The sequence below is a fragment of the Deltaproteobacteria bacterium genome (genome assembly GCA_018668695.1).
GTDB lineage: Bacteria > Myxococcota > XYA12-FULL-58-9 > XYA12-FULL-58-9 > JABJBS01 > JABJBS01.
The window spans coordinates 1-10,014 of sequence record JABJBS010000183.1; the positions used below are offsets into that span (position 1 = coordinate 1).

The 10,014-nt window shown below is 49.5% G+C and carries 6 protein-coding genes; 3 read left to right on the forward strand and 3 right to left on the reverse strand.

The window, feature by feature from the left end:
* Positions 1–486 (forward strand): hypothetical protein (locus tag HOK28_09735; GenBank protein ID MBT6433362.1); only part of this gene is annotated, 486 nt, incomplete at its 5' end.
* A gap of 208 nt (positions 487–694) precedes the next feature.
* Entirely contained in the window at positions 695–3,934 is a 3,240-nt protein-coding gene (locus HOK28_09740; protein ID MBT6433363.1) for a hypothetical protein, read from the forward strand.
* Here the strand turns inward: HOK28_09740 and HOK28_09745 are convergent.
* The gene (locus HOK28_09745; protein MBT6433364.1) at positions 3,931–5,307 is read right to left on the reverse strand and encodes a hypothetical protein; all 1,377 of its coding nucleotides are present in this window, start codon (positions 5,305–5,307) and stop codon (positions 3,931–3,933) included. The genes HOK28_09740 and HOK28_09745 overlap by 4 nt on opposite strands.
* A 91-nt stretch (positions 5,308–5,398) precedes the next feature.
* Positions 5,399–5,950: a hypothetical protein gene (locus HOK28_09750; protein ID MBT6433365.1), complete on the reverse strand. Its 552-nt coding sequence runs from the start codon at positions 5,948–5,950 to the stop codon at positions 5,399–5,401.
* A gap of 396 nt (positions 5,951–6,346) precedes the next feature.
* Between HOK28_09750 and HOK28_09755 the strand changes: the two genes are divergently transcribed.
* Positions 6,347–8,584 carry an alpha-glucosidase gene (locus tag HOK28_09755; protein MBT6433366.1) on the forward strand — a complete coding sequence of 746 codons (2,238 nt, stop codon included), beginning with the start codon at positions 6,347–6,349 and terminating at the stop codon, positions 8,582–8,584.
* 5 nt (positions 8,585–8,589) lie between these two features.
* On the opposite strand, the gene HOK28_09760 is transcribed toward HOK28_09755, so the two are convergent.
* The coding region (locus HOK28_09760) for an MMPL family transporter (GenBank protein MBT6433367.1) at positions 8,590–10,014 on the reverse strand (1,425 nt) is incomplete at its 5' end.

Sequence of the window (10,014 nt, forward strand, 5' to 3'; positions counted from 1 at the left end):
CACCCCGGGAACTACTTTTTCCAAGATGATGGGGGAGTAGGCTTTGTTGATTTTGGCTGCGTTCAGCCGATTGAGGATGAGCGTTTGGATTGGGCTCGTAAGCTGCATACCACAACCCATCTTGGAGACCGCGAGGGATTCAAGGAAGCGGCCTGTGGTATGCTTAAAACTCAGGGCGGTCTCTACGAGGAGATGGTGGTTGAATATGCGACGGCTTGTTTCCGGCCCGTGTCCGATTCACCGTTTCACATCACCCAAGAATTTGCAGGCAGTCTCGTGGAGCACTTTAAGAAGATGGCCGTGACCATCGTGAAAAACAAAAATGATAACTTTGTACCAATGCCTCCCGGGATTCTTTTCATCAACCGGTTGCAGTTTGGCTTTTTCTCAGTACTTGCGCGCCTGGATGTAGAGGCGGACTACGCGGCTGCGGAGCGTACGTTTTTCCAAGATTATTTAACCGCAGCTGAGGCCAAGCGTGTATGACCACCAGTTCCCCTGATCGCGACCAGCCTGATGCCGATATTTTTCGATTGACGCAGACGGTCACGTCCAGTAGGGGCCACTCATCGGGTGCAGCCGTCTAGCCTAGCGAAGTTCCCCGAGGATGATTCCTTTCATCCTAAATGCTGATTACTAACAACTTGATTTCAAAAGCCCAGTGCATTTGTGCGCGGCTTTGTGAGGTTTCGAAATGTGTATAAGCATACGTAATATTTCCGTTTTTTCTCTCATTCTTTGGTGTACCCTCTTTCTCTCAGCCTGTGGTGAACCACAACCTGTGTCGATAACCGATGGGGCTCAAACCCGCCAAGATGCCGTTGAGGCGACTCAAGCAGGCATCGATTTGATTGCACAAAATGCGCTTGTGCATGGTGGTTTCGCGGTACCGGGAACCAAGGTGAAGGTTTCGGTTTCTATCGCAAACCAGGGCCTCGAGGCAGCTGGCGTTTCCCAAATGCGTTACTACTTATCCGCCGACTCCGTTTATGACGACGGCGATAAATATCTCAATTACGACAAAGTGAGCGCCTTAGATTCGTCTGCAGTGAGTGATGAGACTGCCAATGTTCGGATTCCCACCGACTGGCCTGAAGGCGACGCGTTCGTTTTATTCATTGCAGATGTGAAATCTGAAGTTGCGGAAACCAATGAAGCGAATAACCTCGCAATTGCTAGCCTAACGGTTGGTTCTGAACCACCGGCCACCGATGGTGACGGCCCTGATTTAATCATTCAGGATGTAGCGCTTGAATCATTGAATATCGAGGCGGGCAATAAGCTAGCTGTTTATGCCACCGTTTCAAACAATGGCTCGGCCGCCTCCGACGCTTCACGACTCAAATATTATCTCTCGGCTGACGACGTTTTAGACAGCGGCGATAAGTACTTAAACTACGACAAGGTCAGCGCCTTAGCAGTGAATGCAAGCGGCCCGGAGAGTGCGAATCTAAGAATACCGGCAACCACTCTTGATGGAGTTTGGTATATTTTGTTTGTAGCTGACGCCAACGTAGAAGTGGTTGAGCAAAATGAAAGTAACAATACTCACGCTGCGGCGATTACGGTGGGTGAGTTACATGGCGGCGTTCCTGATTTAAGAATCGCGGCGGCATCTTCTGCACCAACTGCTCAAGTGGGCGATGTGCTGCCTGTTCAAAGCACCATTGAAAATGCAGGGAGCGGAGCGGCTACGGCTACTCAGCTTCAATACTTTTTCTCTAAAGATGCGGTTCTCGACGAACACGATAAGCAGCTAAGCTTTGATAATATCGAGCCCTTGGGTTTTGGTGGCAGCCGTGTGGAATCAGCAGACCTACGTATTAACGCAAATACCGTGGGTGGTACCTGGTATGTTATTTTGGTTCTCGATTTCGAGAACACACTTGTAGAATCAGACGAATCAAACAACCAAATAGCGCTGGCAGTTGAAGTACTGGTGGATTCACCAGACGCCATCAAGCCAGATTTAGTTGCTGAAAATGTTGTGCTCTCGGCGGCCGCGGGACTTGCTGGAGAGCAAATCAATGCAGCACTTGATGTACGCAATATTGGCCCCGTGCCATCCACTCTAACCAGTCGCTTAAAGTATTACCTATCTGTCGATGATGTTTTTGATTCAGCCGATAAATACCTAAACTACGATGCAGTGAATGCATTGGAATCACAGGGAATCTCTTCTGAAAACGCCAACCTTCGCATTCCAATCGACACAGCCGATGGCAGCTACTTCTTGATCTTCGTCGTAGACGATACCAACGTGGTTGATGAGCAATATGAAACCAACAATGCATGGGCGGTACCCTTCGGCGTGGGCGCTGAAGCTGTGGCTGCTTTGACGGACGGTGAAGAAGAACCTGAACCCGCCGAAGCTGCGGATTTGGTTATTGAGGACTTAACGGTTGCCGTTGGAGACTTCGAGCCAGGACAGAAAGTTCCGGTGAGCTTATTGGTTGCAAACCGTGGCTTAGCCGCTGCAGAGCAAAGCCGGATTAAATACTACGTGTCTCGTGATACCATCTTTGACTCGAATGACAGGTATGGCGGCTACGACCGCGTGACTGCCTTGGCAGTAGATGAAGTGGGCGAAGAGTCGGCAAACCCAAGGGTCCCAGCCGATGCCACTGGCGGCGTTTGGTATGTGTTGGTGGTAGCCGATGCAAACAACGAAGTGGTTGAACAAGAAGAAGACAATAATGTGACCGCAGTCCCATTCATGGTGAATGTGGATAACCCCGGTGCAGAGCTTGCCGATATCTTTATTCACGATGTGGTCATCAGCGATGTTTATGTTGCCGCGAATACCAAGATTGACTTGTCCCTAAGCCTAACGAATGCTGGTCTGCTGGATGCAGAATCAACCCGTGTTAAATTTTATCTCTCACCGGACGAGCATTACGATGCTACGGATAACTATTTAGATTATCGAGATGCTAAAGCCCTGGCGCTTGGCGAGACCTCGATGCTTGAAGCAGGTCTGCGTATCCCACACGGACTTGCTCAAGGCACTTGGTATTTGTTGATTGTGGCAGATGTGAACGGAGCAGTGGAAGAGCAGTATGAAAGCAACAACATCTCACCCCACGTTATTACCATCGACCCCAGTGGCGCTACAAACGACGCATATGCATATGCGTGCCCTGACTACTTGACCACGGATGCGAGCCTACTGAACCGCAATACGATTGCATCGATGAACGTGCTGCATATGGGCTGGGCCAACGGCAAAGATTTCGCAGGCCTTGCTTGTGTCTTGAGCCATTTCAATATCACGGCACTCAATGAGGTGGAGAACGAGGAAGCGGTACAAACCTTGGTAGCGCACCTGGAAAGTCTCACGTATGAAGATTGGGGATACCATATCAGCGACCACGCAGTGGGTAGATCCGGCAGTCTAGAGTATTATGCCTTCGTGTGGCGCGAAGAAGTGGTGAGCTTTATTGAACCAGTTGGATTTTTCCCTGACCCTGAAGATGTGATCAAGAGAGAGCCCTATGGTGCGAACTTTCAAATGGGAGCATTCGATTTTACACTGGTGGCCTTTCATCAGCGCTGTGGCAAGAACCTGGCGGTTCGCCGAGCAGAAGCGAATCACTTTGCCGAGATTATAGAGCACTTCCAGAATGCCAACGGCGACGAAAATGATGTGTTGATTGGCGGAGACTTTAATCTGCCGGGTGATGATTACTCATTTACAGCTGTAGGTTGGAACGGTGTTACTTATTCGGTAGACCCTGAGCAGGCAACGAGCATTGGTGCTGAGGGACTTAGCAATCCATTTGATAATATTTTTTATCAATCTCAATTCACAACAGAGATTTTTGGCCAAGGTGTTCTTGATTTTACCAAGGGTAACCACGCAACGCTGCGGCGGTCGGTTTCTGACCATATTCCGGTTTGGGTTGAGGTTGATGTGTCTGTGGATGATGATTAAGAGGGGCGAAGAGCCATCTCTCTTTCATCTTGCCAGGCTTCCACGTCTTGGGCGGATACACTCTCAAAGTGCCAGAGCGCCCAGTTGAGGCAGGCTATGATATCTGCAGGGTTCTCAGTACCAACCCCCAGGCGGACCAAGCGGTCGATGCCTTGTTTCTTCAGCATCGCTTCTAAACCGTAAAATTCAGAGACTGTTTTATGGTGATTGAGTTTCGTAACCAATCCGTCAAAGCTTAATGCGTAGCGGGGTACGATGGTCATGGCGAGAACATCACAGAAGTGGCTGGTTTGTTCTTCCGTTAGGCCATTCACTCTAAATGACATCAGCGAACCGCCCAGAGCATATTGTGAATCAATAATCTTACGGTGTGGGTGGCTGGGTACTGAAGGGTGAAAAACTTCGGAGACCTTCGGGTGACTTAATAGGAATTCAACCACCGCATCTGCCGATTGACATCGTTTTCTAAAATGGGATTCAGCCTGATCAAGACCAGCATGAATCACTTGAGCACTTCTCCAGCTCAAAACACCTCCGCGCATAGCCTGAGTATCCATGCATGGATTGATAAGGTCGATGATGTTGGATGCGATGTAGCCCCACATGTCTTTGTCTTCACCGCCAAGGGCTTTGGTACCAGCGGACACCACCAGGTGAACGCCCGGTAAATCGAGGATAGGTGATTGAACTCCCCAGGGCGTCACGATGGTATTGTCTACAACCAAGCGAAGCTTTGGGGCTTGCTCTTTGCGTAGCTCAACAACGGCCTTGCTTAACCCTTCTAAATCGAGGGCGTGCATCAATGGGTTGCTGTAGGTCTCCGTAAAAACGAGAACGGTATCCGTTGTTGCAAACTCGCGCAGTGTTTCAGGTGTGATTTCGTCGATTACTTGAGGTCTTACATCGATACGCTGCGCCGACCAATCAAGATAGGCTTTACTCTTGTTGTAGACTTGGCGTGAGATAAGCGCGTGGGTATTTGGCTTAAGAAGCGTGTCCATGACGATGGCGGTTGCTTGCATCCCGCAGTCTGTAACAATCACACCTTTTGCATTTTCTAGTCGGCTAATTGCCTTGATAAGTTCACGGCCAGGTTCTGTTGCATAGCGCGCATAAACTTGAGGCAGGGTAGACCAGCAGTCTTCACCGAGCATGCTGAGAGCACCTTTTTGCTCCTGCCAGCTCTGCATATGACGCCCACCTAAAAGGTCTTTGGTTAGGGTGATGCTTTCAGGATGGAGCCAGCGTTCGCCGGATTTTTGGGCGAAGCCATCGATACTTTGGTGGAGGGTGCGAGTTTCTTCACACATTTCGGATAGAGCAGGTCGTTTAAACGGACACGAACCGGGGTCTTGGTAATCTTTTAAACTCATGCATGCACCTCAGAGTTCGTGTTGTTACACACTCAACCCTTTGGTGCCAGCGATTGTGAGAAGCTTGTAAGTAGGAAATGGGAGTTTGGGCTTAGCAGCCGGTCTCGTCGTAATTACCCTGAGTGACCACACCGTCGGCAATATTCGAGGGGCCGATTTCTTTAGCGATGTCGTCAACCACACAGGTCGATAAGCGCTGGTTGTACACGATGGATAGAGCACCACCGATTTTTTCAAGTGCGGGAAAGCTTGCTTCGGTAAGCTTATTGTTTTCCCGAATCAAAAGGGTACCACCGACTTCACGAAGCGAAGAAAGCTCAATGGTCTTCAAAGCTGGGTTATCCCAAATGAAGAGGTAGCCATCGATTTTCTGAAGGTTCTTCCAGATGAGTTCAGAAAGATACTCAGATCCTATGGTTACGTGACCATCGATGCGTTTGTAGTCGATGAATTGATCGAGTTCTACTTGGCTGTTGATAATAATATCGCCAACAAAGGTATCGCCATTTGAAATAGCATTGGGATCGAAGAGCATTTGAGGTCCGGGGTCTTCAACCAAGGTTACCGGAATGGGTTCAGCACCACATGCGATAAGCGCAAATAGGGACATCACTGCTGTAAATCTAATCGGGGAGGGTGTCATCGGTTGTCTCCAAGTTGCAGTTGAAGCTGGGTAATTCTTCAATCCACGGGGCCGCTGTTAACACGATTGTTCAAGGTTGGCCCCACTATTCGATGCTCGCTTGCGTAATTTTGCAAAAAAATTACCAATTGATCTGAGCCACGTGCATCTTCCCGCTTGTTGTTGTGTACCCAGCCCATCCCTTTTGTGGTCATTTTTTCGGCGCACATTTTAAAAAAAAACAGTCTTTTGTGATCAAAATTTCGGCGGATACTTATCGGATTCGATTGGTGCTCAATAGAAATACCACATTTAACGATTACTTAGGAATTGACGCAGTATGGCACGCCTTCTGCAATGTTCTGATGAGTAGATAATATGGCGTGCCGTGCGCCGCCGCTTATGTGGAGAAATAAAATGAGACGTAATTTGCTAAGTATTCTGGGCTTCCTACTGGTCGCTGCGACCACAATACCCGCTCATGCCGGTCACCGCGGCGATGTGCTGCGTAGCCGTTTGGATTCTCAAATGTATGAAGCGGGCGATTTTCGAGTTGAATTTCGCAATGACCACAAGGCTCAAGTTGTTGTAACGCACGTAGATGAGCCATCACGTGTGTTGTGGTCGACCATTCCTGGCCAAAGCTTTCTTCGAACAGCTCAGTCATCTTTCCATGTAGAAGAGCACCGCGGCTCTTTCAATATCGATGAATACAATTATCGCGATTTGCGAAACCAAAAAATAGAAGCAATTTATCAAGAGTACGACCAAGTAGTCATTCTGGGAACTCTTAAAGACCGCTGGCGTTGGAACCGAGCGCAATTTGCCATGGTTTTCCACGAATCCGAAAATGGTCACTTGCAGTTTCAAGTTGATGTTTGGGACGGGTCTTGCTGGTTTTGGTTTTGCGAAGATTCGTTTAATCAAACAAGGCTTGTTTATGCTTCTGAGCCCGACGAAGACTTTCTCGGATTTGGCGAGCAGTTTACATACGACAATCTTAAAGGTCACCGAGTAGGTATCTTGGCTCAAGAAGGCGGCGTAAGCCGCGGACGACAACCTTTTGCGGCAATTTTAAACTTGCTCTCTGAAGGTTCAGCCGGGGATGACTACACAAGCTATGCTCCGGTCCCTCATTATCTCACCACGAAAAACCGTAGCCTCTTCCTAGAGAACACCGAGTACTCTGTATTTGATATGCGAAATCCGCGTGAAGTTGAGGTTCGAGTACAAAGCCCAACGATGGTGGGCCGCATTCTCTACGGTACAGATCCTCTAGACTTGATTGAAAAATACACTTCTTACAGCGGTCGCATGAAGGTGCTACCCGACTGGATTGGAGCAGGTGCCATTGTTGGCATGCAAGGTGGCACCGACCGCCTCTACGAAGTGTGGGAGCAGCTCCAAGAATACAACACGCCCATCGCCGCATTCTGGATTCAAGACTGGGTTGGCAAGCGCAAGACTGTGATTGGCTCACAGCTTTGGTGGAACTGGGAACTTGATAACGACCACTATGCTGGTTGGGACGAAATGCGCAGCGATCTAGAAAACGCAGATATTCGCCTCATGGGTTATATCAATTCATTTCTCGTGGACCCTGACGGCTTCAAGCCTTGGACACGTAACCTCTTTCAGGAAGCTTTAAACGATGAACTTGTCATTTATAAAGATAATGGTGAGCCTTATTTTATTACGAACACTGATTTTGATGCAGCGATGCTCGACCTTACGAATCCCGCAACTCAAAGTTGGCTCAAAGGAGTCATTCAAGACGAGATGATTGATGCAGGTTTCTCTGGATGGATGGCAGACTTTTGTGAAGCGCTTCCGTTTGATGCGGTTTTGCACTCAGGTATTTCTGGAGCCGCGTATCACAACCAGTATCCAGTTGATTGGGCCAAGCTCAACAGCGAAGCCATCGCCGAAGCAGGCCGTGAAGGGGACATCGTTTTCTTCAACCGTGCAGGTTTTACAAGAAGCCCAGCCTACAGCACTCTCTTTTGGGAAGGCGACCAGATGGTCACGTGGGATAAGCAAGATGGCCTCAAGAGTGCAATTACCGGCTTGGTCACGGGCGGTATCTCAGGCATCAGCTTGAACCACAGCGATATCGGCGGCTACACATCGATTGAGAAATTCGGTTTCGGAATTAAGCGTGAGGAAGATTTACTTCTGCGCTGGATGGAAGCAAACGCCTTTACTGCAGCTTTTAGAACGCACGAAGGCAATCAGCCAGAAGCCAATGCCCAGTTCTATGACAACGACACCACGCTTTCGCACTTTGCGAAATTTGCCACTGTGTTTGCACTGCTTGCATCGTACCGAAATGAGTTGATGCAAGATGCACAGAATAAAGGATATCCTTTGGTCCGTCATATGTACCTAGAGTATCCAGAAGACCCGAAGTCTTTGCATGCGCCATATCAGTGGATGCTGGGTGAAGACCTTTTGGTTGCGCCCGTGGTGGAGAAATACACTTCAAGCCGTGATGTATACCTGCCAGCTGGTAGCTGGGTACACTTATGGACGGGTGAAGCGGTGGAGTCGTCGGGCATGACCATGAGAGTGCATGCACCGGTTGGCGAGCCGCCGGTGTTCTTTAAAGCCGGCGCTCAAGTGGGTGTAGATTTAGTAGAAGGTTTAGACCTCTAATAGAATCAGGATTCGCGGCGTACCATCCACTTGGATGCCAAGTGGAGAACAGCTGGAAACAACACCAGGCATGCAATGAGGTTCACGGCCAGCCCGGCCACCGATAAGTGACCCAGCATTTGCATGCCTCGGTGGTTTCCGAGCATCAAGGCGAAGAAGCCAAGCGCTGTGGTAACCAAAGCTGCGCCAATTGCGCGGCCAGTCTCATCAATCACCGATGATAAAGGCGCGCCTTCTCTTACGCGTGCTACAAGGTGAACACCACCATCGACGCTGATACCAAAAAGAGCCGGTAGCATACACACGTTCATAAAGTTCACGTTGATGGGGCTCACTGGAATCAATCCCAATACGCAAAGCATCGTAAAGCAGGCCGGAACTATTCCCAGTAGCGCAGCGGGGATATTACCGAGAAGCAGTAAAAGCGTGAGCAATACCATGACCAGTGTAAAGAGAATCACTGGGCCCGATTCGAGCATCACCATACGAAAGATGTCTGCGAGAATCATGTGCTCACCAGCAATCCGTAATGGCTCACCATTATCGAGCTTCACATCTTTGACCGCGTTGGAAAAATCCATCAGGTGCTCAGAGATACCCACGTCGTATTTTGGGAAAATCATCACGTAGCCGGTGTCTTTGCCTTCAGCGTCTTCAAACTTACGCCGGATTTCCTTAGGCAGATCCATTTTACTGAAGGGCTTGGCCTTGCTCATTTTCTTGAACTCACGCAAGTCTTTGCGCTGGTCTTTCTCTACCCAGCTCGAGCGAATCTTCTTAGCGACCTTGCGAATCTCTTCGATGACCACGGCTTTTTCAGCTTGGCCTTTTGGCACCATGTCGGAGCTGGCGGCAACAAACTCAATGGGGGAGTCGTCCTCTGATTGGATTTTATCTTTAAGGGCTTTTGCAATGGCTGCCTCTTGAGCAGGGGTTGCTGGAAGCGCCAGGATGGGTGTTGCGGCATGGCCTAGAAGGTCGTTGATCACATCATCCATCATAAAAGACGGAAGGTCGCGGGCTACCAAGGTGCCGCTGTCGCCATTGAATGTAGCGTGCTGCGTGCCCCAATAGGCAAGGATGGTAATGAGCAATGCAACGAAAGCTACGGGCTTAGCGTTGGCCTCCAGCATCCGGCTGTAGCGCGATGGCCCATGAGATTGAAGCTGGCGTGGTTTCCAGCCGCCTCGGATAAAGAGCGAAAGTAGAACGGGAAGAACCGTGAGGTAGGAGAGTACCATGAGCACCATACCGCCGGCGGCGATGATACCGAATTCATGAAAGGCGCGAAATTCGGAGATGCTAAGGCCCCCAAAGGCTACTGTGGTGGTGACGCCGGCCATGACCACAGCTTTACCCGTGTTGCCAAAGGTGATGGCTACGATGTCTTCGCCGCTTCGCTGATTGTCCCACTCGGATTCAAAACGTGC